Here is a 23,917-nt window from a genome sequence, read left to right on the forward strand (position 1 = left end):
CCGCCCGGAAATCCGCGGAATACCGGTCCGGTTCCGGTACCGTGGCTACTATGGCCACACGTACTACTTCCGCGCGCAGTGGAACAGCCAAAGGCAGCTCCGGCAACAAAGCCGGCAGTTCCACGGGCCGCGGTTCCGGGTCGACGGCACCCAAAACCGGCCGGTCCGGAGGCTCCTCCAGCACTGCACGCACCCGCCAGCTTCCCGCCGTCGAACATCACCAGCCGTGGCTCCTGCGGGTGGTGGGCGGCGCCTGGCTGGGCATCGGCCACCTGGTAGGCGGAGGAGTCCGGCGGATTGGCCACGACGTCAGCGACCTTCCCGCAGAGGAGCGCCGTGACGGCGCCGCCCTGTTTAACCTGGTCCTCGGCACTTTCATCGCCACCTTTGCCTGGTGGGGCCTGACCGGCTGGTTCCCGGACGCCGTGCATGCCGTGGTCAACGGCACGTTCGGCTGGATGTCCCTGCTCCTTCCGCTGATGCTGTTCGTGTGCGCCTTCCGGCTCTTCCGGCAGCCCTCCGATGGCCGGGGCAACAACCGGGTGGGCATCGGCTTCCTGATCATGACGTTCGCCGGTTGCGGCCTCGCCCATATCCTGGGCGGCCAGCCCACCGTTGCCCAGGGCTTTGACGGCCTGCGCCAGGCCGGCGGCATGCTGGGATTCCTCGCAGCCACTCCACTGGCAGCCATCCATCCGGCCGTGCCCCTGGTTCTTTACGGACTACTGGCCTTCGTGTCCCTGCTGATCATCACCGCCACGCCGTTCACCGCCATCCCGCGGCGCCTGCGGGGAGCTTACGAGCACCTGATGGGCATCGACCTGATGGATCAGGAAGACCCCGGGAACAGGCACGATCGCAGCTACCTGGAACGCACCCCTCCCGCCGCGCCCAAAAAGAAGAAGCGCCGCTTCTTCGGAAAGGACGAGGAGTCCGACGCCGGGCTGGAAGGCTACGTGGGCGACGAAGCCTTCGAGCACGCCGTCATAGACGACGACGAACCGACGCCCCCGCGCCCCGCGCCCGGAGTCCGGCGGCCCACGCAGGCCGAAATCGCCGTCGAAAAGATCAAGGCGGCACAAGGCCTGGGTGCGGTTGGCGCCTCCGCTACTCCGGTGGAAAACGCCACGGAAGCCATTCCGCTGATCACTCCCGGCATGACGGCACCTGGTGCGCCTGCTCCCGGCGGCCAGACGGGCGCAGTGGCACCCACCGTCCCTTCGAACCCGGTGGCTCCCGCGCCACCGCCCGTTCCGATCCCCCAGCGCACGGAGCAGTTGTCGCTGGCCGGCGACGTCACCTACACCCTGCCTGCTTCGGACTACCTGACCCCGGGCTCAATCCCCAAGGAACGCACCGAGGCCAACGACGCCGTCGTCGCCGCCCTCACCGACACCCTCCAACAGTTCAACGTGGATGCCACCGTGACCGGCTTCAGCCGCGGTCCCACGGTGACCCGCTACGAAATCGAACTGGCCTCCGGTACCAAGGTGGAAAGGGTCACGGCGCTGTCCAAGAACATTTCCTACGCCGTGGCTTCCAGCGACGTACGCATCCTGAGCCCCATCCCGGGCAAGTCCGCCATCGGCATCGAAATTCCCAACACGGACCGTGAGACCGTGTCCCTCGGCGACGTCCTCCGCAGCCAGAACGCCCGCCGGACGGACCACCCGATGGTCATGGGCGTCGGCAAGGATGTTGAAGGCGGCTACGTGGTGGCCAACCTGGCCAAGATGCCCCACCTGCTCGTGGCCGGTGCGACCGGTGCCGGTAAGTCATCCTTCGTGAACTCGATGATCACCTCGATCCTCATGCGCGCCACCCCGGACGAAGTCCGCATGGTGATGGTGGACCCGAAGCGCGTGGAACTCACCGCCTACGAAGGCGTGCCGCACCTCATCACCCCCATCATCACCAACCCCAAGAAAGCCGCCGAGGCGCTCCAGTGGGTGGTCCGCGAAATGGACGCCCGCTACGACGACCTCGCCAACTACGGCTTCAAGCACATCGACGACTTCAACAAGGCGGTGCGCGCCGGCAAAGTCCAGCAGCCGCCGGACTCCAAGCGGGTTATCCGGCCGTATCCCTACCTGCTGGTTATTGTCGACGAGCTTGCAGACCTCATGATGGTGGCTCCCCGCGACGTGGAAGATTCGATCGTCCGCATTACGCAGCTTGCCCGGGCGGCCGGCATCCACCTGGTCCTGGCCACCCAGCGCCCGTCCGTTGACGTGGTCACGGGCCTCATCAAAGCCAACGTGCCCTCCCGCATGGCCTTCGCAACGTCCTCCGTCACCGACTCCCGCGTGGTCCTGGACCAGCCCGGAGCCGAAAAACTCATCGGCCAGGGCGACGCCCTCTTCCTGCCGATGGGTGCCTCGAAAGCCATGCGCGTCCAGGGCGCCTGGGTTACTGAATCTGAAATCCACAAAGTGGTGGAGCACGTCAAGGGACAGCTTCAGGCCGTCTACCGTGACGACGTTGCCCCCGAGGCGGAAAAGAAGCAGATCGACGACGACATCGGGGACGACCTCGAGGTGCTGCTGCAGGCCACCGAACTTGTGGTTACCACCCAGTTCGGGTCCACCTCGATGCTCCAGCGCAAGCTGCGCGTCGGGTTCGCGAAGGCCGGCCGCCTTATGGACCTCCTCGAGTCCAGGGGAGTGGTGGGGCCCTCCGAAGGATCAAAGGCCCGCGACGTGCTGGTGAAGCCGGACGACCTCGCCTCCGTCCTCGCTGCGATGAAGGGCCAGGAGGCTCCGGCGCCGGCAGACCCGCAAACGGCTGCCCTGAGTGACAACGCCAACGCGAACATCGCCCAGGGCGGCTATGCCGAGGATTTGGTGGCAGCTGACCTGGACCAGCGGAAGCAGAAGGTGGAATATTACGACGGCTCGGATTCAGCGCCAGGCGGCTACGGCGACGATGATGAAGGGTCAGAAGACGCCTGGTCACTCACCGGACGGTAGCCTAGGAAGGTGACTAGCACCGATGCAACCGCCGCCGGCCCGGGCCGTGCCGGGGTCTGGAACCTTCCCAACATCCTGACCATGCTCCGCATCGCGCTGGTGCCCTTCTTCGTCTGGTTCCTCATTGCGGATGCCCCCGGGTTGCGCAGCGAGTCCGGGCTGTGGCGCTGGGCGGCCGTGCTGGCGTTCGCCGTCGCCATCTACACCGACAAGCTCGACGGCGACATCGCCAGGAGCCGGAACCTCGTTACGGACTTCGGCAAGATCGCCGATCCCATTGCGGACAAACTCCTCATCGGCTCGGCCCTGGTCATGCTGTCGGTGCTGGGGGAACTGCCGTGGTGGATGACTTTGGTGATCCTGGTCCGTGAATGGGGCATCACCGGCCTGCGTTTCTTCGTGATCCGTTACGGCGTCATTCCCGCGTCCCGCGGCGGCAAGCTGAAGACCGTGGTGCAGACCGCGGCGATCTTCCTCTACCTCCTGCCGCTGGGAGCCTTCGCTCCCTGGCTCACCTGGGTGGCGTTCGCCGTGATGCTGGCCGCCGTTGTCATCACGGTCTGGACCGGCGTCGAGTACGTCATTGAAGCCCTGCGGCTCCGGGCCAGGGGAAAGCTGCAGCCCAGGGCCAAGCGCGGACAGGAGCAGCCATGACCAACCTCCACCACCTGGCCGCACAGGCAGTTCGGCAAGCCCTGGAGTCCGGGCGGACCGTAGGCACCGCAGAGTCACTGACCGCAGGCATGGTGTCGGCTGTCCTGGCCGATACCCCGGGTGCTTCCGGGATGCTGCAGGGCGGCGTGGTCGCCTACCAGAACTCCATCAAGGAATCAGTCCTGGACGTCCAATCCGACCTGCTGGCCCGCGTTGGCTCGGTGGACGGCGGCGTCGCCGAAGCCATGGCGGCAGGAGCCCGCACTGTTCTCGGTGCAGACGTCGGACTCTCCACCACTGGCGTTGCCGGACCTGAGGGACACGACGGGAAACCGGTGGGCACCGTTTACATCGGCATAGCCACCGCCGCAGGAACTTCAGCCTTCGAGTACGCGTTCCAAGGCAACCGTGCCGAGATCCGCGGGCAGGCATGCGGAGCAGCCCTTGAGAGGCTGCTCGAGGCCCTGTCCTCCTGACCCCATGTCCTGGCCACCCTTGTCCTGGCAAAGTTACCGGTCGTAAAGTTACCGGGAACAAAAGCCGGTACCGATTAGTTATTACATTGTGTCGCTTCCGAAGAGCGGAGGCGCCTAGGATGAAAACACCACGACGGTTCGCTCCACGGCGGACCTGACCAATGAGGGAGCAAGGCGATACAGATGGTAAAGCAGCCCGTATCCGTAAACGGCGTTGTCCGCTGGAAGGATGTGGGCCTCGCCGATCAGGGTAAGAGCGAACAGAAGGAGCGCAAGATGGTTGTACTTCGTCACGAAATTGGTGATGTCCTGCGCGATGTCCGCCAGCGCCAGGGGCGCACGCTCCGTGAAGTTTCGCACAGCGCCCGTGTCTCCCTGGGATATCTCAGCGAAGTGGAGCGCGGCCAGAAGGAAGCGTCATCCGAGCTTTTGTCCTCGATCTGCTCGGCCCTGGATGTTCCGTTGTCCAGCATGCTTCGCGAAGTCAGTGACCGTGTGGCAGTAGCCGAAGGCGTTGCCGTTCCGGACACCGTTCCGCAGGAATTCTCGCAGCGTTACGGCCGGGACCTTGAGCGCGACCTTAACACTGAACTCAACGACGAACTTTCCACCGGCCTGCTCTCCGGCGCCCGCTAAGGGCAGCCCCCGCCCGCAGGTGGGCCCTGGAACGTGTGAAGCCCCTGGCCGCAAGGCCGGGGGCTTCAGTTGTTTGTGCGGACTTCGGTCTGGTTCGTCAGTTTTCCGGGGCCACGGGTGATCCCGGCCCGTCCTTCGGGAACCCGTCCCGCTCGTACGTGGAGTTCAACATGGCCATGTAGCGGGCCAGTTCTTCCAGGTCCCGCACTGGCCATTCGCCCAGCCGCTCCCGGAAAACCTGCCGCCGGGCATCCTGTACCTGGTGCATCTTTTCCTCGCCCTTGGGCGTCAGCCGGATGGCCTGGGCCCGGCCGTCCAGCGGGTCAGCCTCCTTGGAGACCAGGCCGATACTTTCCAGGAACGCGATCTGGCGGCTGACCGACGGCTTACCCACCCCGATATTCATTGCCAGGTGTGTGAGGCGGATGGGGCCTTCCCGGCGGATGACGGTCAGCAGGCCGTAGGCTGCCGGTTCCATGTCAGGGTGGACCTGGCGGGACAACTGGTTCGAAATGGCCCGCGCCCGGCGCCAGAAAAGGCTGATCTGGTGTTCGACGTTCTGCAGTGCAGCATCGACCACCGCGTCGTCCGGGCGGCCGTCCGGCAGGGCATCGGGGGAGTTGCTCATGGCAACAATTCTATGGTCCCCGGCCGTGAGAGAATTTTTTGATGCGAATCAGCGACTACTGGCGGCTCATGGATGACGAATTTGGGGCGGGGTACTCCCGCGTGCTGAGCAGCACCCTCGTCCTTGCCGGAGTGGGCGGCCGCACCGCGGACCAGGCACTGGCCGCCGGTGTGGAACCGCGCAGGGTGTGGCTGGCCGTCTGCGACGTCCAGGACGTCCCTGCTGAACGGCGCCTGGGCCGCGATATCAAACCCCTGCGCGACTAGTCCTTCCATGCCGTGATTCCCCGGCAGTTTTCCCCTGACACGCCGCGCCGTTGTTCGAATACCTGTTCGGATAAAGCTATGCTTTTCACAGCAGGTTATCCACATAGCCGTCGTCATCCGGCAGGAATGTCAGTGGGTCCCCTTAGCGTCAGAGATGACCAATAAACGGCCGCTGAGGCCACCATCGAGAAAGCATTAGAGGTGTCAACCATGGCGGCAGCCCCGGATCGTGCAAAAGCGCTGGAAGCAGCGCTTGCCCAGATTGACAAACAGTTCGGCAAGGGCTCGGTCATGCGCCTGGGCGATGAAGTCCGCGCCCCTATTGAAGTCATCCCCACGGGTTCCATTGCCCTGGACGTTGCTTTGGGAATTGGCGGCCTGCCCCGCGGCCGCGTCGTGGAGATCTACGGACCGGAATCCTCCGGTAAGACCACAGTTGCCCTGCACGCGGTGGCCAACGCCCAGCGCCTGGGCGGCATCGCGGCGTTCATCGACGCCGAGCACGCCCTGGACCCGGAATACGCCGCCAAGCTCGGGGTGGACACCGACGCGCTCCTGGTCTCGCAGCCGGACACCGGTGAGCAGGCCCTGGAAATCATGGACATGCTGGTCGGTTCGGGCTCCCTGGACGTTATCGTCATCGACTCCGTCGCAGCCCTTGTGCCCCGCGCCGAAATCGAAGGCGACATGGGCGACAGCCACGTCGGCCTCCAGGCCCGCCTCATGAGCCAGGCCCTGCGTAAGATCACCGGCCGCCTGAGCCAGACCAAGACCACCGCCATTTTCATCAACCAGCTCCGCGAGAAGATCGGCGTGTTCTTCGGTTCTCCTGAAACCACCACAGGTGGTAAGGCGCTGAAGTTCTACGCCTCCATCCGCATCGACGTACGCCGGATCCAGACCCTGAAGGAAGGTGCCGATTCCGTCGGCAACCGGACCAAGGCGAAGATCGTCAAGAACAAGATGGCCCCGCCTTTCAAGGTTGCCGAATTCGACATCATCTATGGCCAGGGCATTTCCCGTGAGGGCGGCATCATCGACATGGGTGTGGAGCACGGCATCATCAAGAAGTCCGGCTCGTGGTTCACCTATGACGGCGACCAGCTCGGCCAGGGCATGGAGAACTCGCGCCGGTTCCTCCGCGACAACCCGGAACTTGCTGCCGAACTGGAGCGCCTGATCAAGGAGAAGCTTGGCGTCGGCGTGAAGCCGGCTGAGCCGGAGTCCAAGGATTCCCCGAAGCTGAAAGCCGTCGACGGGTTCTAGCAGTTGACGGGATTTGAACAGGAACGGCAGACCCGGGGCGGGAGGACCCGCTCACGGCGGGCCCGCCAGGCTACCCCTGGGGATGGGGCGGCGGGCGGGCCCGGTGACCCCGACGCTCCGGGGTTTGGCGATTCCGAGCCCGATCCTGTTTCCGTTGCGCAGGCCATTGTGTACCGCCAGCTGACTGCCTCCTCCAAGAGCAGGCTCCAGCTTGCACGCAAGTTGGCCGAACGCAACATCCCGGAAGACGTGGCCGAGGCGGTGCTGGACAAGTTCCAGGAAGTCCGGCTGATTGACGACGCGGAATTCGCGGACATGTGGGTTCGAAGCCGCTCCCAGTCCCGGAAACTGGCAAAGGGCGCGCTTAGGCGTGAACTGGCAGAGAAGGGCATTGACCAGGAGACTGCCAGTGCGGCGCTGGAGCAGCTGTCGGACGCCGACGAGGAAGCTGCGGCACGGAGCCTGGTTGAGCGGAAGATCCGTCCCGGAATGGATTTCACGGACCGTGCTGAGCGGGACAAATCGACCCGGCGCCTGGCATCCATGTTGGCACGCAAGGGCTACCAGCCCTCTCAGGCGTTCCGGATCGTGAGCGAGGTTCTTGATGCACAGGCCGGCCCTGACAACGACCAGCTGGGAAGCCGGTACCCTTAACAGGTGAGTTTGACCATTCCTCCCCCCCTTTCCGGCGCAAACCCCTCCGAAGCGGCCGGGTCCGCTCCGCAGGCCGGCGTGCAGAAGGCGCGTACCTACCAGGTGCGGACCTTCGGCTGCCAAATGAACGTGCACGACTCCGAGCGCATGGCCGGCATGCTCGAGGATGCCGGCTACGTCCCTGCAGACGGCGAGCAGGCGGATGTGGTGGTGTTCAACACCTGCGCGGTGCGGGAGAACGCCGACAACAAGCTCTACGGCAACCTCGGAATCCTCGCACCCGTGAAGGCGGCGAACCCCGGCATGCAGATCGCGGTGGGTGGATGCCTGGCCCAGAAGGACCGGGAAACCATCCTGAAGAAGGCTCCATGGGTGGACGCCGTCTTTGGCACGCACAACGTGGGAGCCCTGCCGGCACTCCTGGACCGCGCGCGGCACAACAACGAAGCGCAGCTGGAAATCCTGGAATCCCTGGACGTCTTCCCGTCCACGCTTCCCACCAAGCGGGACTCCGTCTACTCGGGCTGGGTATCCATTTCCGTGGGCTGCAACAACACCTGCACGTTCTGCATCGTGCCAGCACTTCGGGGCAAGGAGAAGGACCGGCGGCCGGGGGACATCCTCGCCGAAATCCAGGCCCTTGTAGACGACGGCGCCATCGAAGTTACCCTCCTCGGCCAAAACGTCAACTCCTACGGGGTGGAATTCGGGGACAGGCAGGCCTTCTCCAAGCTTCTGCGTGCCTGTGGCGACATCGAAGGCCTGGAACGTGTGCGGTTCACCAGCCCGCACCCCGCCGCCTTCAACGACGACGTCATTGATGCCATGGCAGAAACCCCCAACGTGATGCCACAACTGCACATGCCGCTCCAGTCCGGCTCGGACAGCATCCTGCGCGCCATGAAGCGGTCCTACCGGTCCACGAAATTCCTCGGCATCCTGGACAAGGTCCGCGAAAAAATCCCGCACGCCGCCATCTCCACGGACATCATCGTGGGCTTTCCCGGTGAAACCGAAGAGGACTTCCAAGCCACCCTGGATGTTGTGGAGAAATCCCGTTTCGCAACAGCATTTACCTTCCAGTACTCCAAGCGTCCAGGGACGCCGGCCGCTGACCTGCCGGACCAGCTGCCCAAGGCAGTGGTCCAGGAACGCTTCGAACGGCTCACCGCCCTGCAGGACCGGATTGCCGCAGAGGAAAACCGGAACCAGCTCGGCCGCCGGGTGGAAGTCATGGTGACAGCACAGTCAGGCCGTAAAGCCGGGGAAACCCACCGGTTGTCCGGCCGTTCCCAGGACCAGCGGCTGGTGCACTTTTCCGTCCCTGAGGGTGCACCCGCCCCGCGTCCCGGCGACCTCGTTACCGTCACCATCACCGGGGCAGCCGCCTTCCACCTCGTGGCCGACCCCACCTTAGAGGACTACAGCCTCCGCCGGTCACGTGCCGGTGACGCCTGGGACAGGTCGCAGGCAGATTCCTGCGGCGCGCCTGCACCCGGAGCCGGCTCCGGCCGTTCAGGCGTCTCCCTCGGCATGCCCTCGCTGCCGCTGCCCACCCGCTGACCCGGTGGGCACGCCGCCAGTCATCGCCGTCGTCGGCCCCACTGGTTCCGGCAAGTCGGACCTGGCCGTCAGCCTTGCCCTTGAGCTGGACGGCGAGGTGATCAACGCCGATGCCATGCAGTTCTACCGCGGCATGGACATCGGCACAGCAAAAATCACCATGGCCGAACGCAGGGGAGTGCCGCACCACCTCCTGGACATCCTGGACGTGACGCAGGAAGCAAGCGTTTCAGATTTCCAGGAGCAGGCACGGAAGCTCATCGAAGATATCCATGCCCGTGGAAAACGCGCCATCCTGGCGGGCGGGTCGGGACTCTACGTGCGGGCTGCGCTTGATGTCCTGGAATTCCCGGGGACCGATCCTGACCTGCGCCGGCAATTGGAGGCCGAACTGGCGGCACAGGGTACCTCCGCGCTGCTGGCACGGCTCCAGGCGGTTGACCCTGTTTCGGCCGGCCGGCTGTCCGATGACCGGCGGATTATCCGTGCGCTGGAGGTCCACCAGCTCACCGGCCGCCCCTTCAGCTCCTTCATGCCCCAGCGGGAGTACCTCCAGCCTGCAGTGCAGATCGGCCTCGCAGTGGACCGTGAGGTCCTCCGGGAACGCCTGGCCCAACGGGTCCATGCAATGGTGGACAAGGGTTTGCTGACCGAAGTCCGGCAGCTGGACGCCCAAGGGCTGCGCCAGGGAAAGACAGCACCCCGGGCGCTCGGCTACTCCCAGTTCCTGCAGGTGATCGACGGCACAGCGACCGTGGCACAGGCGGCCGATGACACGATTGTGGCTACCCGCCAGTTCGCACGGCGCCAGCTCACCTGGTTCCGCGCCGACCCCCGTATTGGCTGGCTGGACTGGCAGGACCCGCAGCTCGTTGACCGGGCTGCGAAGCTCTGCCGCTAGCGGGGTTTCCAGCCCGCCCGGCGCGGCCGGTACCCTTGGAACCATGGATGCAACCCTGGCAGAGACTACCGAGCCCGCCTTCCGCACGCTGGGCGGACTCCGCTTCTCGAAGGGGCACGGCACAGGCAACGACTTTGTCCTGGTCGCGGATCCCGAAGGCATTCACACCATCGCCGCTGACCAGGTTGCAGCCCTGTGCGACCGGCACCGCGGTATTGGCGGAGACGGCCTCATCCGCGCCGTCCCCTCGCGTTTGCTTCCGGAAGGCCGTGAGCTGCTGGCCACCATCCCCGGGGCAGAGTGGTTCATGGACTACCGGAACGGCGATGGTTCGGTAGCGGAGATGTGCGGCAACGGCGTCCGGGTGTTCGTCCACTTCCTCCGGTCAGAGGGACTCATTGAGCTTCCCGACGGCGGCGCCCTCACCATCGGCACGCGGGCCGGGGCCAAGACAGTGGTCCGGACGGGCGATGACTACGCAGTTGACATGGGCCCTTGGGAGTTTATTTTTCCGGGCGAGGCAACGGCTAAGGCCATGGATTCGCTGGTGACTGCCGAGGGGCTGGAAGTTCCCCGGCCTGCACTGTCCGTCAGCATGGGCAACCCGCACACGGTCGTTGCCCTGGCTGAGTTGTCGGAACTGGCGGCGACCCGGCTTTTCATTGCGCCGAGCGTCGAGCCGGTCCCGGCCAACGGCACCAACGTGGAGTTCGTTGTACCGTCAGAGCCACTCGTCCACGACGGCATCGGATCGGTGACCATGCGGGTCCACGAACGGGGCGTGGGGGAGACCCAGTCCTGCGGAACGGGAGCATGTGCCGCCGCCGTCGCCATCCGCCACTGGGCGGGCGCGGAGGCGCCTGACTCGTGGCGGGTCCACGTCCCCGGAGGCGTGGTGGGCGTTAAGTTCTTCGCCGGCCCCGCCGGGCATGAGCACGTAGAGCTGAGCGGCCCGGCCGTTATTGTGGCAACCGGGACGCTTTCCTGACCTTCAGGATGCGGAAGGACTTTGATGTGGATTCGCGGGTCACGCTGAAACTATCGTCCAGTTCGGTTGCCAGCCAGCGCTGAAGGGAGTCTGATCCCAGGTTCTTCTGGACCACCAGCCAGGCCGCTCCGCCGGGGGCCAGCCGCGGCAGCCACATCTTCAGCAGTGAGTGCAGTTCATCCTTGCCGATCCTGATGGGCGGATTTGACCAGATAGTGTCGAAGCGCACGTCCGGATCCACTGCCTCGGGTGTGCTGGCAACAACATTGGACAGCCCAAGCGCCGCGGCGTTTTCGTTGGTCAGGGCAATGCAGCGTTCGTTGACGTCCACGGCATAGACCTGTGCATGCGGCGCGCGCAGGGCCATGGTGAGCGCAATCGGGCCCCAGCCGCAGCCGATGTCCAGCAGGTTTCCGGTGGGGGCAGGTGCCGGGACCTCGGCCAGGAGCACCGCTGTTCCCTTGTCGATCCCGTCCGGGCTGAAGATTCCGCTGGAGGTCTGCAGCCTGCGCGTTTCACCGGCCAGTTCCACCGTAAGGGGCTTGCGGGTAAAGGGGCCGGCAGGTGATGCGCTGAAATAGTGTGCGGACTCCATAACTGGCCAGAGTAGTTCCCCTTGCAGCGTAATGGGAAACCGGGCAGGAGTGGCTTCTGCTAATCTGAAAGGCATGTTCCTGATCTTCGAGTAGTCGGCACGGGCCCTGCCCGTCCCGAGTGCTGTCCCCACCGCGACAGCCCGTCCCACAGCGACGCAGGTTTCCGACCTTCCGCTTGTGCACCGGACCAGACGCATAGCCGTTTGCTCCGGCCGCCGGACAATACTCGAAAGTCAGCTTCCCGCTGGTCTTCCCGCCTTTTCCGGCAGGTTCCTTTCCGCCGCCCATCCCTGATGCGGCTCATCCGCTGCCCCCGCATACCGGCCGGCAGCGCAGAACATCCCAGGAGAACTGCATGACCGCAGGCCGTCAGCCCAGCGCGAATACTTCCCCACAGACCAGCAATCGGCACTATTCTGGAAATGCCGAACCTTCAAAGGAGACCATGACCAGCCAGCCCAACACCGGATCCGATTCAGCCGCACAGGATATGAGCCCTGAGCAAATCCAGGCTGTTATCGACCGGATTCTCTCCAAGGACGTACCGGCCAAAAACCTCAGCACGCCCCGCGGCGAAGAGCGCGGAGACGGAAAGCTGCTGGGCAAGGCCCAAGCGATTTCCCGCCTGGACGAAGAGCACACCACCTACGACGGCGACCAGCAGGACCTCGAGGAACGCCGCGCGCTGCGCCGCACGGCAGGTCTTTCCACCGAACTGGAAGACGTCACCGAGGTCGAATACCGCCAACTCCGCCTTGAGCGCGTGGTCCTCGCCGGGCTCTGGTCCGAGGGAACCCTCGCCGACGCTGAAAACTCGCTGCGCGAGCTTGCTGCCCTCGCAGAGACGGCAGGCTCCGAGGTCCTCGACGGCATGGTGCAGCGCCGGGCCAAGCCGGACCCCGGGACGTTCCTGGGCTCCGGAAAGGCACTTGAGCTCAAGGACATCGTGATGTCCACCGGCGCGGACACGGTTGTGGTGGATGCGGAACTCGCCCCGTCGCAGCGGCGTGGGCTTGAAGACATCGTCAAGGTCAAGGTCATCGACCGCACCGCACTGATCCTGGACATCTTCGCCCAGCACGCCAAGAGCCGCGAGGGCAAAGCCCAGGTTGAGCTGGCACAGCTCGAATACCTTCTTCCCCGCCTTCGTGGCTGGGGTGAGTCGATGTCGCGCCAGGCCGGTGGCCAGGTGGGCAGCGCCGCTGCCGGCATGGGCTCCCGTGGTCCCGGTGAGACAAAGATCGAACTGGACCGCCGGCGGATCCGTACACGCATGGCCAAGCTGCGGCGCGAAATCGCCGCGATGAAGCCCGCCCGCGAAACCAAACGCGCCAACCGCCGTCGTAATGCCGTTCCGTCCGTGGCCATTGCCGGGTACACCAATGCCGGCAAGTCCTCCCTGCTGAACCGGCTGACGGACGCCGGCGTGCTGGTGGAGAACGCCCTGTTCGCCACGCTGGACCCCACAGTCCGCAAGGCTGAAACGGCCGACGGCCTGGGGTACACCCTGGCCGACACCGTGGGCTTTGTCCGTTCCCTGCCCACCCAGCTGGTGGAGGCTTTCCGCTCCACCCTGGAGGAGGTTGCGGACGCCGACCTGATCCTGCACGTTGTGGATGCTTCGCACCCGGACCCCGAAGGCCAGATCGCTGCAGTCCGCAAGGTCTTCAGTGAAGTGGACGCCCGCAAGGTTCCCGAGATCATTGTGCTGAACAAGGCCGACGCTGCTGATCCCTTCGTGGTGGAACGGCTGAAGCAGCGCGAGCACCGCCACGTTGTGGTGTCGGCACGGACCGGTGAAGGTATCGCGGAGCTGCTCAAAGCGATCAGTGATGCCATTCCACGGCCAAGCGTCAAGCTGCAGCTTCTCATCCCGTACGACCGTGGCGACCTGATCAGCAAGCTGCACGAGTCCGACGCCGAAATCATCAGCGTGGAGCATGTCGAGGCGGGTACCCGTGCGGTGGTGATGGTGCGGGAAGGCCTCGCGGCCGAACTGGATTCATTCGTCAGCAATGACTGACCTCGTGGCCGGCGAAGCCACGGACACGGCCGGCGAGCAGTTCGTGATCGAACTGCTCGACCGGGCTGTGGCCGCGATGGGCGGCCAGAGCCGCGCGGGGCAGCACGACATGGCCAAACAGGTTGCACGGGCCATCGAAACAGGCAATCACCTCCTCGTCCAGGCAGGAACCGGTACCGGAAAGTCCCTGGCTTACCTGATACCCCTTATCGCGCATGCCCTGGAGAGCAATAAGCCCGCCCTGGTTTCCACGGCAACGCTGGCACTGCAGACTCAGATCGTGGGCAGGGACCTGCCCCGGCTCCTGAAGGCCATCACGCCTGCCCTTGACCGGCCCGTCAAGGTGGCCTTGGTGAAGGGCCGGTCAAACTATGTCTGCCGGCACAAGCTGGAAGGCGGGTTCCCCTCGGAAGAGCCCGCAGAGGGCCAGCTGTTCTCGCTGGGGGAGGACACCAGCGTTCCCCACTTCGCCGCAACGGTCGGCGGCCCCGCATCTCAGCTCGGAAAAGAAGTGGTGCGCCTGCGCGAGTGGGCGGAAAAGACCGCAACCGGTGACCGCGACGAACTCCTTCCCGGCGTAACGGACCGCGCCTGGCGGCAGGTTTCGGTGACGTCCATGGAATGCCTGGGTGCCCAGAAGTGCCCGATGGCTGAGGAATGCTTCAGCGAGCTCGCACGCCGGGACGCGGCAGAAGCTGATGTCGTCGTTACCAACCACGCCATGCTGGCAGTCAGTGCGTTCGAGGGGCTGGCGGTCCTGCCTGAGTATGACGTGGTGGTGGTGGACGAAGCCCACGAGCTCCAGGACAGGGTCACGGGCGCAGTGTCCGGCCAGCTCTCCGTGGCCATGGTCCATGCGGCGGCTTCCGGCGCGCGGAAGCATACCGCCATCACTGTGGACGCCCTGAACGCCGCCGCCGCCAACCTCGAGACCGCCCTCGCAGGGGTGCCGAACGGGCTGCTTCCCAACGGGTTGAATGATGAACAGCTGGACTGCATCGACCAGCTGCGCGAGGCCTGCCGGGCGGCGCTGTCCGATTCCAAGGGGGACAGCAGCACCACAGCCGACGGCGGAAGGCAGCTTGCCCGGTCCCGGCTGATGCTCATCCTGGAACTTTGCGAACGGCTGCTGGCTGCCCGGGAGAACCGGGAAGTGGTGTGGTTTTCACGCGCCAGCCCGTTTGACCCTGCCCAGGGGTATTCGCAGCCGGATGAATCTGCGCCCGTCCTGATTAACATTGCACCGCTGTCTGTGGCCGGAAAGCTGCGTGAGGGTCTGTTCGCCGGCCACACCGTGGTTTTGACGTCTGCCACGCTGGCCATCGGCTCCGCTTTCGAACCGGCTGCCGGCGGGCTTGGCCTGGTGGGCGACGGTGCTCCCAGCTGGACCGGCGTCGACGTGGGGTCACCCTTCGACTATCCGAAACAGGGCATCCTGTACGTGGCCGGACACCTGCCCAAACCGGGCCGCGGTGCGTCCCCTGAGTCGCTGGCTGAACTGGAAGCACTCATCCGCGCATCGGGCGGCGGCGCGCTGTGCCTGTTCTCCTCCAGGCGGGCCGCCGAAGAAGCGGCTGAAGCCCTGCGCCCCAAGCTGGGCATGACCGTCCTATGCCAGGGCGACTCCACCATGACGGCGCTCGTGAAACAGTTCGCCGACGAGCCCGACACATGCCTTTTCGGCACCATGTCCCTCTGGCAGGGAGTGGATGTTCCGGGCGGATCCTGCAGGCTGGTGGTCATCGACCGGATTCCGTTCCCCCGGCCGGACGACCCCCTGATGACAGCGCGGTCGCGGGCCGTGGCCCAAGCAGGTGGAAATGGCTTCATGTCGGTCTCCGCAACGCACGCCGCGATCCGGCTGGCCCAGGGAGCCGGACGGCTTATCCGGTCCACCGGCGATAAGGGAGTAGTTGCAGTGCTGGATTCCCGCCTGGCCACCGAGCGTTATGCAGGTTTCCTGCGGGGCGCCCTGCCGCCGTTCTGGGCCACCACGGACCGGAAGACGGCAGTGGCGGCCCTTGAAAGGCTGGCCCGGGAGACCAACTGAAAGACGGCACCGTTTCCCTGCCATCGGGAAGGTGCCGTCTCTTGGAAGCGCCGGATGTTGGAGGCCCGGCTTCTACAGTTCCTAGAGGGAGCGCAGGACCGAGACCACTTTGCCCATGATGGTGGCATGGTCGCCAAGGATGGGTTCGTACTGCGTGTTCTGCGGGAGCAACCAAGTGTGGCCGTCCCGCTGGCGGAAGGTCTTGACAGTGGCTTCGTCATCCAGGAGCGCGGCTACGATGTCGCCGTTGGCGGCGTCCGCCTGGCGCCGGACCACCACCCAGTCGCCGTCGCAGATGGCGGCGTCCACCATGGAATCGCCTGCCACCCTGAGCATAAAGAGCTCGCCCTGACCCACCAGTTGCCGGGGGAGCGGCATGACATCCTCCACCAGCTGGTCCGCAAGGATGGGGCCGCCGGCAGCGATGCGGCCCACCAGGGGAACCATGGCCGTATCCAGGGCCGTAGGCAACTCGGTGACTGTTGCCATAGTGCCGGGGGCCAGCGCAGCCGTCGGCTGGCTGGGTGAATTTGCCCCGCCGCCGTCCAGGGTGAGGGGCATCAGCACCTCCATGGCGCGCGGCCGCTTTGGGTCCCGGCGGAGATAGCCCAGTTTTTCCAGTTGTGAAAGCTGGTGCGTCACGCTCGAAAGGCTGGCGAGCCCCACGATATCGCCGATCTCGCGCATGGACGGCGGGTACCCGTTGTCGTTGACCGACCGCTGGATGGTTTCGAGGATTTTCTTCTGCCGCGGGGTAAGACCCTTGGCGGCCTTCTTCGGCTGCGAGGCTGCCCTGCCCCCGGTGGCTGCTGCTGCCATGTTCGCCAATGCCTTTCGGTTGCACCGGGCTTAGGGATGCGCCGGACTGGGTGAGCTGCCCTCATTGTCAGACCCTGCTGATCAACTACAAGGGTGGTTGTTCTTTCCTTCAAAACTAGGCCAGCCACACTGCTTTTTCAAACATTTGTTCTAGCGAGTCTCGACATTGTTCGTTGATAGGTGCTAAAACTGAAGCAGCAGAGTTCGAATATATGTTCTACTCAAGCTTCCGCCATTCGAATACGAAAACGGAATGCCGGCGTCGGGCCGGGGAGCGGGACATAGAAGCAGCAAAGTCGGGCATCACAGTCGGCAGCACAGTACGGTCCAGGAGGGCTCAGTCCATGTCAGCTATATCCGCTTCACAGGCCAACGGCCAGCGCGTTCTTCCCCATCAGCCCACGTCCCATCAGCGCACGTCCCGCCAGCCCGCCGCCCCGTCCAGGCCGATGTCCATGAACCGGCCGGCGCCCCGGCCGCCGTTGCGCCTTACCCGCAGGGGCAAGATCGTCCTGATCGGGATCCCGCTGGTGCTGCTTGCCGCCCTGCTGCTGTCCCTGGCGGGTTTCTTCAACTCGCCTGCGAAGGCTTCCGATTCGCCGGGGGAACTGCTGGTGACTCCCACCGTCACAGTGACCGTCCAGCCCGGGGAGTCGCTGTGGGCCATCGCCGGTACCGTCGACCCCGGGCGGGACGCCCGCGACGTGGTTGCCGACATCGTCCAGCTCAACAACCTTCCGGCCGGGGCAGTACTCCCCGGACAGCAGTTGTTCGTCCCCACCCGCTGACAGCCGCCAGCCGGATGCACGCTCAGCGCGAACATGGGCCGTCACATTTTCCGGTCTCCGGAACGGCCACTAAACTGTTCAGGTGAACGACCAGCTTGAGCGTCTGAACCGGCTTCCCCTCCGCAGCAACCTCCGCGGGCTGACCCCCTATGGGGCGCCCCAGCTGGATGTTCCCATCCTCCTCAACGTCAACGAAAACACCCATGGTGTTCCGGCGGATGTACGTGCTGCCATCAGCGCGGCGGTCTCAGAGGCCGCCGCCGGACTCAACCGCTATCCGGACCGGGAATTCACCGAGCTTCGGAAGGCGTTGGCGGAGTACCTGGGGCACGGGCTGGATGAGACCAACGTGTGGGCCGCCAATGGTTCCAACGAAGTGCTCCAGCAGATCCTGCAGGCCTTCGGCGGTCCAGGGCGTACGGCGCTGGGCTTCCCGCCGACGTACTCCATGTACCCACTGCTCGCGAGCGGCACCGACACCGAATACATCACGGGTGAACGTGCGGATGGCTACGGCCTCAGTGCGGAATCTGCTGCCCGCCAGGTCAAGGAACTGCAGCCCAACATTGTTTTCCTCTGCTCGCCGAACAACCCCACCGGCACCGGCCTCGGGCTGGATGTTGTGGAGGCTGTTTATGAGGCCGGCGAAGAAAGCCAAACCATCGTCATTGTTGATGAGGCCTACCACGAGTTCGCCCATGACGGCACGTCCAGCGCGCTGACCCTCCTGCCCGGCCGGGAGCGGCTTATCGTCTCGAGGACCATGAGCAAAGCCTTCGCCCTCGCCGGTGCCCGTCTCGGCTATATGGCCGCAGCGCCGGCAGTTGCCGACGCGCTGCGGCTGGTGCGCCTGCCCTACCACTTGTCCGCCATCACGCAGGCCACGGCCCTCGCAGCCCTGCAGCACCGTGAGGCCCTAATGGCGGACGTTGAGGACATCAAGAAGCAGCGCGACCGCATCGTCTCCGAGCTGACCCGGATGGGCCTCAAGCCTGCTGCATCGGACTCCAACTATGTCTTCTTTGGAGGGCTGGAGAACCCGCATCAGGTCTGGCAGGAGTTGCTGGACGCCGGTGTGCTGATCCGGGATGTTGGAATCCCCGGCCACCTCCGCGTCACCGCCGGCACTGAGAGCGAAACCACAGCCTTCCTCACGTCGCTGGAAAGCATCCTGGCAAGCCAGGCCGCCCTTCCGGCCTAGACTTGAAGTACCGGGTGCTGGACGCCCCCTTGAATCAAACCTTCTCCCTATAAAGGACACCTGACCATGAGTTCCACCGGATCGAACGCGGCCGCGGCCAGGACTGCGCGCATGGAGCGTGCCACCAGTGAGTCGTCCGTGCTCGTGGAGATCAACCTCGACGGTACCGGCATCTCGGACATCGACACCTCCGTGCCGTTCTACGACCACATGTTGACGGCGCTCTGCAAGCACTCGCTCATCGACATGACAGTGAAGGCCACCGGCGACATCCACATCGATGTCCACCACACCGTAGAGGACGTCGCCATCACCTTCGGGGAGGTGCTGCGTAGCGCGCTCGGGAACAAGGCCGGGATCCGGCGGTTCGGAGAAGCCACGGTTCCCCTGGACGAGGCGCTGGCCCACGCCGTCGTTGACGTGTCAGGACGGCCCTACCTGGTCCACGGCGGCGAACCGGCCGGCCAGGAATACCACCTCATTGGCGGCCACTTCACCGGCTCCCTGACCCGGCATGTCTTCGAAGCCATAACCCTGCATGCAGGGATATGCCTGCACATGAACGTCATCGCGGGCCGCGACCCGCACCACATTGTGGAAGCCCAGTTCAAGGCTTTCGCCCGTGCCCTTCGCGCTGCCGTGGAGCCCGACCCCCGGGTTGAAGGCATCCCTTCCACCAAGGGCGCGCTGTGAGCGGCCAGGTCCTGAAGGACGGTGCCATCATCGATCCGTCCGCTTCCCGGAAGCTGTCCTCACCCGAGGGAAAGCCAACGGTCACCGTACTGGACTACGGCTCGGGAAACGTCAGGTCGGCCGTCCGCGCCCTGGAGAGGGCCGGTGCAGAGGTCATCCTGAGCGCGAAGCCTGAGGATGTCCTCAACGCTGACGGCCTGGTGGTTCCGGGCGTCGGTGCCTTCGAAACGGTCATGCGCGAACTCAAGGCCGTGGACGGCATCCGCCTTATCGGCAGGCGGGTTGCCGGCGGCCGCCCGGTACTTGGCATCTGCGTTGGCCTTCAGGTGCTTTTCGAGGCCGGCGTCGAGCACGGCACGGAGGCCGAAGGCATCGGGGAATGGCCGGGGAAAGTCGAGCTGTTGCCCGCGGACGTGGTGCCGCACATGGGTTGGAACACGGTGAAGGCGCCGGAGGGCTCCAGGCTCTTTGCCGGTGTCGAAAACGAGCGGTTCTACTTCGTGCACTCCTACGGCGTGCAGGAATGGAATTTCGACGTCATCCAGCCCCGGATGGCAGCTCCCCTTGTCACCTGGTCCGAGCACGGCGCCCCCTTCATCGCGGCCGTCGAGAACGGGCCGCTCTGCGCCACGCAGTTCCACCCGGAAAAATCCGGCGACGCCGGTTCCCGGTTATTGCGGAACTGGGTGGAAGCCCTGCGCCGCCCCTCCTCCGGAGACCAGGTTTCCGAAGGCGAAGCTACTGGCCGGGTCTCTGGCGGCCGGCTCCCTGGTGACACTGCGGAACCGGCAGGCGGCAACGCCTAGATGTGGACCGTTGTCCTAATGGGCATCGCCGGCCTGCTGGTGGGCGGGGCCTTGTCCTTCCGGCAGCAGCACAAGCCTCTGTGGACCCAAATATCGTTTTACGTCCTGGCCGGCATGGCACTGCTTGCCGCCTACCTGCTGACGCTGCCGGCCAACTGACCGGAAGCCGGAAACTTCCCGCACCCAACTTTGAGGATGAAGATGACTACCGCATACGATCTGCCGGTTCTTGAACTGCTGCCCGCCGTCGACGTCGTGAACGGGCAGGCTGTACGGCTGGTCCAGGGTGAAGCGGGCAGTGAGACGAGCTACGGCACCCCGCTGGAGGCAGCCCTGAACTGGCAGGAGCAGGGCGCCGAATGGGTGCACCTGGTGGACCTGGATGCGGCCTTCGGGCGGGGCTCCAACGCCGAACTGCTCCGCGAAGTGGTGGGCCGGCTGGACATCAAGGTGGAACTCTCCGGAGGCCTCCGGGACGATGAAACCCTCGAAGCTGCCCTGGACCTCGGCATCGCCCGGGTAAACCTGGGAACCGCGGCACTGGAAAATCCTGACTGGACGCGCCGGGCCATAGACCGCTTCGGTGACAGGATCGCCGTCGGCCTGGACGTACGCGGAACCACCCTCGCGGGCCGCGGCTGGACCAAGGAAGGTGGAGACCTCTGGGAGGTCCTGGGACGCCTCGAAGAGGCCGGCTGCTCCCGGTACGTCGTCACGGACGTCACCAAGGACGGCACCCTCCAGGGCCCCAATGTCGAACTTCTGCGCCAGATGGTGGAGAAGACGGGCAAGCCAGTGGTGGCCTCCGGCGGAATTTCCAGCCTGGACGACCTGAAGGTCCTGCGTTCGCTGGTTCCCCTCGGCGTTGAGGGCGCAATCGTTGGCAAGGCCCTGTACGCCGGAGCGTTCACGCTGCCGGAAGCCCTCGACGTCGCCGGCCGCCGCTAGGCCGGCAGCACCCAGAGGAACAGCTGCGGAATGGCCAGTAAAGAACCAGGCGCCCCCTCGCCACGCCACCTTCCGGGCCACATTGCGGCCGCGCTGGCAGGGGCGGGCGGGGCAACAGACTCGGCCGGCCAGCCCTGGGCAGGCCGCAGCCTCGCCGGTGACGACGCCAAGGTCCACAACTTCGAGGATGACGACGGAACGGCCGACGCCCGCTACATCGCCGCGGTAGCGGCACTCCGGGAGGGAACGGCCGGGGAGGCGGCGGTGATTGGATCGCTGGCCACCGCCCGCGTCTTCATTCCCATCGTGGCCCAGCTTGCCGAGGAAGGGGAATCAGCCCACGGGCTGCACTCGGACAAGCAGGCGGACATGGCTTTGGTCACCCTCAAGGCCGCCGACGGCAGGACCGCACTGCCCGTGTTCACCTCGGCAGAGGCGCTGTCCCGCTGGCATCCGGAGGCCCGGCCGGTAGCCGTGTATGCGGCCCGCGCGGCCCTGTCCGCGGTGGCCGAGGGCGCCGAGCTCCTGGTCCTTGACCCGGGAGCCGACGTCACCTTCGTGGTCCGCCGGCCTGGTGTGTGGGCCCTTGCGCAGCAACAGGACTGGATCCCTTCGTACTTGGACGGGGAGCTGGCAGCTGAAATGGGACGGGCAGCGGCGGATTTTCCCGCTGTCCGCCGGATCGAGCTGCTGCCGGGCAGGGGAGTGGCAACCCGCACCGCCGACGGGGCTGCCCTTTCCGGTGGCGGACCCGGACCCGAGCTGCAGGTGGTGCTCTACATTGAGGACGGGCTGGATGCGGACGGCGTTCAGCACCTGGTGGCGGGACTCCAGGCCGAGTGGTCACGGAATGTATTGTTTGGGGAGCGGGTCGACTCAATCGAGATCAAGTTGCGGCGCGCAGCACAGTAGCCGGCAGCCAGGCGGGGTGATCCCCGGTCCGCTGCGGCAGACGTAAGGACCACCTCGTGAATTTCGCTCTCTACCGGGAGTTGCTTGCCGTCCAGCCCATCCGGCGCCTGCTGCTTGTGGGCATGGTTGCCCGTATCCCGCACTCAGCCGCCGGAGTGCTGCTGACCCTCCACATTGTCCTGACCCTTGGGCAGGGATATGCCGCAGCCGGGGCCGCGGCCGCCGTTATGACCATTGGTATTGCGCTTGGCGCCCCCTGGCGCGGCAGGCGCGTGGATACCGCCGGGCTGCGCAGGGCCCTGATTCCTTCGGTCATCTCCGAGACGGTGATCTGGTCGATCGTTCCGCACGTGTCCTACCAGTGGCTCCTTCCGCTGGTGTTCGTGGGCGGCCTGCTCACCCTGCCCATCTTCAGCGTGGTGCGGCAGTCGCTGGGGGTGCTGGCGGACGGCGACCAGCGGCGTACCGCCTTCGCCCTCGATGCCATCACCACCGAAATAGTGTTCATGATCGGTCCTGCCGCGGGCGCCGTGGTCGCCACGAGCGGCTTCACCACGCAGGGCCTGACCGTGGTGGGCGTCTCGACGTCGCTGGCCGGGCTCTTCCTGATCTGGTTCAATCCGCCCACCCGGAGCCCTGGGCAGAGCCGGGAGAGTGCCGCCGACCAGCGCCATGCCGCCGAAGCCGCCGTGGTGTCGTCCGCCCCGGCCCACCTTCAGGAGGCAGCAGCCGAACTGGTGCCGGCAGGGGCCACAGCCCCGGCCGGGATCCGCAGTAAGGTAGCCCGGAACTTCGCCTGGTTCACCGCCACGGTGGGTGCGCTCTTTGCCGTGGCCGCGGGCGCCGGAATGGTCCTTAGCGGCACGGACGTCGGTATCGTCGCAGCCCTCGAAACCGGCGGACGGCAGAGCGAAATCGGCATTGTCTTCCTTTTCTGGTGCGCCGCGTCTGTGGTGGGTGGCCTGATTTACGGCGCAATGCACCGGCCCGTCCCGCCGATTGTCCTGCTCCTCGGCATGGCCGCCCTGACCATCCCGATGGGGTTCGCCACCGACACCTGGACACTTGCCCTGCTCTCGCTCCTGCCCGGACTTTTGTGCGCTCCGGTGCTGTCCTCAGCATCCGAAAAGGTGGCGGACCTGGTATCGGAAGAACGCCGCGGCGAAGCCATGGGCTGGTATGGCTCGGCGCTCACAGCGGGCGTTGCGCTGGGCGCACCGCTTGCGGGAGTCTTCATTGACGGTACGGGTCCGTCCGGCGGGTTCGTCTCAGTAGGTGTTGCCGGCGTTGCCCTGTGCCTTGTCGGTCCGGTTCTCCAGCGCCGCCGCGGCAGGGTGGCGGCCTAAGCACCGCTTCCGGCACGAACAGGCCTGGGAACGACGACGGCGGGCCGACCTGTGAAGGTCGGCCCGCCGTCGCGTTCTGGTCCCGGGCTTTGCCTTGGAATCAGTCGCCCGGCGTCAGGTGCCGGCAGGAGAAAGCTGATATCAGTTGACGGCTCCGGTGTACTTCTCGCCCGGACCCTTGCCCGGGGCATCCGGGATGAGGGACCCTTCGCGGAACGCAAGCTGAAGCGAACGCAGGCCGTCACGCAAGGGCCCTGCATGCTGGGAACCAATCTCGGGGGCGGCGGCAGTCACCAGGCCTGCCAGGGCAGTGATCAGTTTCCGGGCCTCATCCAGGTCCTTCAGTTCCTCAGCGTTGTCTTCAGCGGCAAGACCAAGCTTCACGGCGGCGGCGCTCATGAGGTGGACAGCGGCGGTGGTGATGACCTCGATGGCCGGTACCTCGGAAATGTCCCGGATCTCCCGGGAGACGTCGGCGCCGGCATCGGCGGGCTCGAAAACGTACGAATTACTGTCTGGGGTGCTCATACTGGTAAGCTTGACACAGACCAACTGGATGTCGTTATTTCAGAGAACCAGGTTCCCACCGGCGCTTCGCTGCGTTGACGGGAATTTTTTCTGTAGAATTGCATTCAGTTTGCAAGCGGAGTTCTCTCCCACCCGCGTCAGCCGCTGTTCCGGCGTTCTCCTTGAACGTTTCCGGGGCGCAAGGTTGCCGGGTACCTGGTTGGGCA

Annotated in this window: 24 protein-coding genes; 20 read left to right on the forward strand and 4 right to left on the reverse strand. The window is 65.4% G+C overall.

Translation table 11 applies throughout. The annotated features are described in order from the left end of the window. Window positions 1–50: 50 nt before the first annotated feature. From NXY83_RS07565 to NXY83_RS07580, 4 genes are all read left to right on the forward strand, one after another. Window positions 51–2,969: an FtsK/SpoIIIE family DNA translocase gene (locus NXY83_RS07565; protein WP_258805469.1), complete on the forward strand. Its 2,919-nt coding sequence runs from the start codon at window positions 51–53 to the stop codon at window positions 2,967–2,969. 9 nt (window positions 2,970–2,978) lie between these two features. Further along, window positions 2,979–3,623 carry a CDP-diacylglycerol--glycerol-3-phosphate 3-phosphatidyltransferase gene (gene pgsA, locus NXY83_RS07570; RefSeq protein WP_258805470.1) on the forward strand — a complete coding sequence of 215 codons (645 nt, stop codon included), beginning with the start codon at window positions 2,979–2,981 and terminating at the stop codon, window positions 3,621–3,623. After that, window positions 3,620–4,099: a CinA family protein gene (locus NXY83_RS07575; RefSeq protein WP_258805471.1), complete on the forward strand. Its 480-nt coding sequence runs from the start codon at window positions 3,620–3,622 to the stop codon at window positions 4,097–4,099. The genes pgsA and NXY83_RS07575 overlap by 4 nt, the downstream gene beginning before the upstream one ends. A 183-nt stretch (window positions 4,100–4,282) precedes the next feature. After that, a complete protein-coding gene (locus NXY83_RS07580; protein ID WP_041652016.1) occupies window positions 4,283–4,735 on the forward strand; it encodes a helix-turn-helix domain-containing protein in 453 nt (150 codons plus the stop codon). Window positions 4,736–4,832: 97 nt separating this feature from the next. Here the strand turns inward: NXY83_RS07580 and NXY83_RS07585 are convergent, their stop codons facing one another. Then, a complete protein-coding gene (locus NXY83_RS07585; protein WP_258805472.1) occupies window positions 4,833–5,363 on the reverse strand; it encodes a MarR family winged helix-turn-helix transcriptional regulator in 531 nt (176 codons plus the stop codon). A gap of 41 nt (window positions 5,364–5,404) precedes the next feature. Between NXY83_RS07585 and NXY83_RS07590 the strand changes: the two genes are divergently transcribed. The 6 genes from NXY83_RS07590 (at window position 5,405) to dapF (ending at window position 11,001) form a co-directional block, all read left to right on the forward strand. Continuing rightward, window positions 5,405–5,629 (forward strand): DUF3046 domain-containing protein, encoded by a 225-nt coding sequence (locus NXY83_RS07590; protein ID WP_258805474.1) that lies wholly within the window; start codon window positions 5,405–5,407, stop codon window positions 5,627–5,629. Between the two features lie 210 nt (window positions 5,630–5,839). Further along, a complete protein-coding gene (gene recA, locus NXY83_RS07595; protein ID WP_066274884.1) occupies window positions 5,840–6,895 on the forward strand; it encodes a recombinase RecA in 1,056 nt (351 codons plus the stop codon). Window positions 6,896–7,060: 165 nt separating this feature from the next. Beyond that, window positions 7,061–7,549, forward strand: a complete 489-nt coding sequence (locus NXY83_RS07600; protein WP_258806102.1) for a regulatory protein RecX — start codon at window positions 7,061–7,063, stop codon at window positions 7,547–7,549. A gap of 3 nt (window positions 7,550–7,552) precedes the next feature. Beyond that, window positions 7,553–9,112, forward strand: coding sequence for a tRNA (N6-isopentenyl adenosine(37)-C2)-methylthiotransferase MiaB (gene miaB, locus NXY83_RS07605; protein WP_258805475.1), 1,560 nt, complete (start codon window positions 7,553–7,555; stop codon window positions 9,110–9,112). Window positions 9,113–9,116: 4 nt separating this feature from the next. Then, the gene (gene miaA, locus NXY83_RS07610; protein WP_258805476.1) at window positions 9,117–10,013 is read left to right on the forward strand and encodes a tRNA (adenosine(37)-N6)-dimethylallyltransferase MiaA; all 897 of its coding nucleotides are present in this window, start codon (window positions 9,117–9,119) and stop codon (window positions 10,011–10,013) included. A gap of 43 nt (window positions 10,014–10,056) precedes the next feature. After that, window positions 10,057–11,001: a diaminopimelate epimerase gene (dapF, locus tag NXY83_RS07615; protein WP_258805477.1), complete on the forward strand. Its 945-nt coding sequence runs from the start codon at window positions 10,057–10,059 to the stop codon at window positions 10,999–11,001. Here the strand turns inward: dapF and NXY83_RS07620 are convergent. Then, the gene (locus NXY83_RS07620) at window positions 10,973–11,596 is read right to left on the reverse strand and encodes a class I SAM-dependent methyltransferase (protein WP_258805478.1); all 624 of its coding nucleotides are present in this window, start codon (window positions 11,594–11,596) and stop codon (window positions 10,973–10,975) included. The genes dapF and NXY83_RS07620 overlap by 29 nt on opposite strands. A 446-nt stretch (window positions 11,597–12,042) precedes the next feature. Between NXY83_RS07620 and hflX the strand changes: the two genes are divergently transcribed. Together hflX and NXY83_RS07630 are read left to right on the forward strand one after the other, a co-directional pair. After that, window positions 12,043–13,620, forward strand: coding sequence for a GTPase HflX (gene hflX / locus NXY83_RS07625; protein WP_258805479.1), 1,578 nt, complete (start codon window positions 12,043–12,045; stop codon window positions 13,618–13,620). Continuing rightward, on the forward strand, window positions 13,613–15,670 hold the full coding sequence (locus tag NXY83_RS07630; protein ID WP_258805480.1) for an ATP-dependent DNA helicase: 2,058 nt from the start codon (window positions 13,613–13,615) through the stop codon (window positions 15,668–15,670). Before hflX ends, NXY83_RS07630 begins: the two co-directional genes overlap by 8 nt. A gap of 81 nt (window positions 15,671–15,751) precedes the next feature. Here NXY83_RS07630 and lexA read toward each other — a convergent pair whose 3' ends face one another. Next, window positions 15,752–16,489: a transcriptional repressor LexA gene (gene lexA, locus NXY83_RS07635; protein WP_258805481.1), complete on the reverse strand. Its 738-nt coding sequence runs from the start codon at window positions 16,487–16,489 to the stop codon at window positions 15,752–15,754. 449 nt (window positions 16,490–16,938) lie between these two features. On the opposite strand from lexA, the gene NXY83_RS07640 reads away from it, so the two are divergent. From NXY83_RS07640 to NXY83_RS07675, 8 genes are all read left to right on the forward strand, one after another. Beyond that, window positions 16,939–17,277: a LysM peptidoglycan-binding domain-containing protein gene (locus NXY83_RS07640; protein WP_258806103.1), complete on the forward strand. Its 339-nt coding sequence runs from the start codon at window positions 16,939–16,941 to the stop codon at window positions 17,275–17,277. Between the two features lie 82 nt (window positions 17,278–17,359). After that, on the forward strand, window positions 17,360–18,478 hold the full coding sequence (locus NXY83_RS07645) for a histidinol-phosphate transaminase (RefSeq protein WP_258805482.1): 1,119 nt from the start codon (window positions 17,360–17,362) through the stop codon (window positions 18,476–18,478). 66 nt (window positions 18,479–18,544) lie between these two features. Continuing rightward, window positions 18,545–19,171, forward strand: coding sequence for an imidazoleglycerol-phosphate dehydratase HisB (hisB, locus tag NXY83_RS07650; protein ID WP_258805483.1), 627 nt, complete (start codon window positions 18,545–18,547; stop codon window positions 19,169–19,171). Beyond that, window positions 19,168–19,977 carry an imidazole glycerol phosphate synthase subunit HisH gene (gene hisH, locus NXY83_RS07655; protein WP_258805484.1) on the forward strand — a complete coding sequence of 270 codons (810 nt, stop codon included), beginning with the start codon at window positions 19,168–19,170 and terminating at the stop codon, window positions 19,975–19,977. Before hisB ends, hisH begins: the two co-directional genes overlap by 4 nt. A gap of 18 nt (window positions 19,978–19,995) precedes the next feature. Beyond that, window positions 19,996–20,136: a hypothetical protein gene (locus NXY83_RS07660; RefSeq protein WP_258806412.1), complete on the forward strand. Its 141-nt coding sequence runs from the start codon at window positions 19,996–19,998 to the stop codon at window positions 20,134–20,136. 42 nt (window positions 20,137–20,178) lie between these two features. Continuing rightward, window positions 20,179–20,925: a bifunctional 1-(5-phosphoribosyl)-5-((5-phosphoribosylamino)methylideneamino)imidazole-4-carboxamide isomerase/phosphoribosylanthranilate isomerase PriA gene (gene priA / locus NXY83_RS07665; RefSeq protein WP_258805486.1), complete on the forward strand. Its 747-nt coding sequence runs from the start codon at window positions 20,179–20,181 to the stop codon at window positions 20,923–20,925. Window positions 20,926–20,955: 30 nt separating this feature from the next. Further along, window positions 20,956–21,837, forward strand: coding sequence for an SseB family protein (locus NXY83_RS07670; RefSeq protein WP_258805487.1), 882 nt, complete (start codon window positions 20,956–20,958; stop codon window positions 21,835–21,837). Between the two features lie 56 nt (window positions 21,838–21,893). Then, the gene (locus NXY83_RS07675; RefSeq protein ID WP_258805488.1) at window positions 21,894–23,183 is read left to right on the forward strand and encodes an MFS transporter; all 1,290 of its coding nucleotides are present in this window, start codon (window positions 21,894–21,896) and stop codon (window positions 23,181–23,183) included. Window positions 23,184–23,324: 141 nt separating this feature from the next. On the opposite strand, the gene NXY83_RS07680 is transcribed toward NXY83_RS07675, so the two are convergent. Next, complete coding sequence (locus NXY83_RS07680; protein ID WP_258805489.1) at window positions 23,325–23,711, reverse strand: DUF1844 domain-containing protein; 387 nt, start codon at window positions 23,709–23,711, stop codon at window positions 23,325–23,327. Between the last annotated feature and the right edge of the window lie 206 nt (window positions 23,712–23,917).

This window comes from Pseudarthrobacter sp. NS4 (genome assembly GCF_024758005.1).
GTDB lineage: Bacteria > Actinomycetota > Actinomycetes > Actinomycetales > Micrococcaceae > Arthrobacter.

Coding starts and splice junctions, on each gene's coding strand:
- NXY83_RS07565 (WP_258805469.1), top strand. CDS start 51: ATGGCCACACGTACTACTTCCGCGCGCAGTGGAACAGCCAAAGGCAGC.
- NXY83_RS07575 (WP_258805471.1), top strand. CDS start 3,620: ATGACCAACCTCCACCACCTGGCCGCACAGGCAGTTCGGCAAGCCCTG.
- NXY83_RS07580 (WP_041652016.1), top strand. CDS start 4,283: ATGGTAAAGCAGCCCGTATCCGTAAACGGCGTTGTCCGCTGGAAGGAT.
- NXY83_RS07585 (WP_258805472.1), bottom strand. CDS start 5,363: ATGAGCAACTCCCCCGATGCCCTGCCGGACGGCCGCCCGGACGACGCG.
- NXY83_RS07590 (WP_258805474.1), top strand. CDS start 5,405: ATGCGAATCAGCGACTACTGGCGGCTCATGGATGACGAATTTGGGGCG.
- recA (WP_066274884.1), top strand. CDS start 5,840: ATGGCGGCAGCCCCGGATCGTGCAAAAGCGCTGGAAGCAGCGCTTGCC.
- dapF (WP_258805477.1), top strand. CDS start 10,057: ATGGATGCAACCCTGGCAGAGACTACCGAGCCCGCCTTCCGCACGCTG.
- NXY83_RS07620 (WP_258805478.1), bottom strand. CDS start 11,596: ATGGAGTCCGCACACTATTTCAGCGCATCACCTGCCGGCCCCTTTACC.
- hflX (WP_258805479.1), top strand. CDS start 12,043: ATGACCAGCCAGCCCAACACCGGATCCGATTCAGCCGCACAGGATATG.
- NXY83_RS07630 (WP_258805480.1), top strand. CDS start 13,613: ATGACTGACCTCGTGGCCGGCGAAGCCACGGACACGGCCGGCGAGCAG.
- lexA (WP_258805481.1), bottom strand. CDS start 16,489: ATGGCAGCAGCAGCCACCGGGGGCAGGGCAGCCTCGCAGCCGAAGAAG.
- NXY83_RS07640 (WP_258806103.1), top strand. CDS start 16,939: ATGTCCATGAACCGGCCGGCGCCCCGGCCGCCGTTGCGCCTTACCCGC.
- hisB (WP_258805483.1), top strand. CDS start 18,545: ATGAGTTCCACCGGATCGAACGCGGCCGCGGCCAGGACTGCGCGCATG.
- NXY83_RS07660 (WP_258806412.1), top strand. CDS start 19,996: ATGGGCATCGCCGGCCTGCTGGTGGGCGGGGCCTTGTCCTTCCGGCAG.
- priA (WP_258805486.1), top strand. CDS start 20,179: ATGACTACCGCATACGATCTGCCGGTTCTTGAACTGCTGCCCGCCGTC.
- NXY83_RS07670 (WP_258805487.1), top strand. CDS start 20,956: ATGGCCAGTAAAGAACCAGGCGCCCCCTCGCCACGCCACCTTCCGGGC.
- NXY83_RS07680 (WP_258805489.1), bottom strand. CDS start 23,711: ATGAGCACCCCAGACAGTAATTCGTACGTTTTCGAGCCCGCCGATGCC.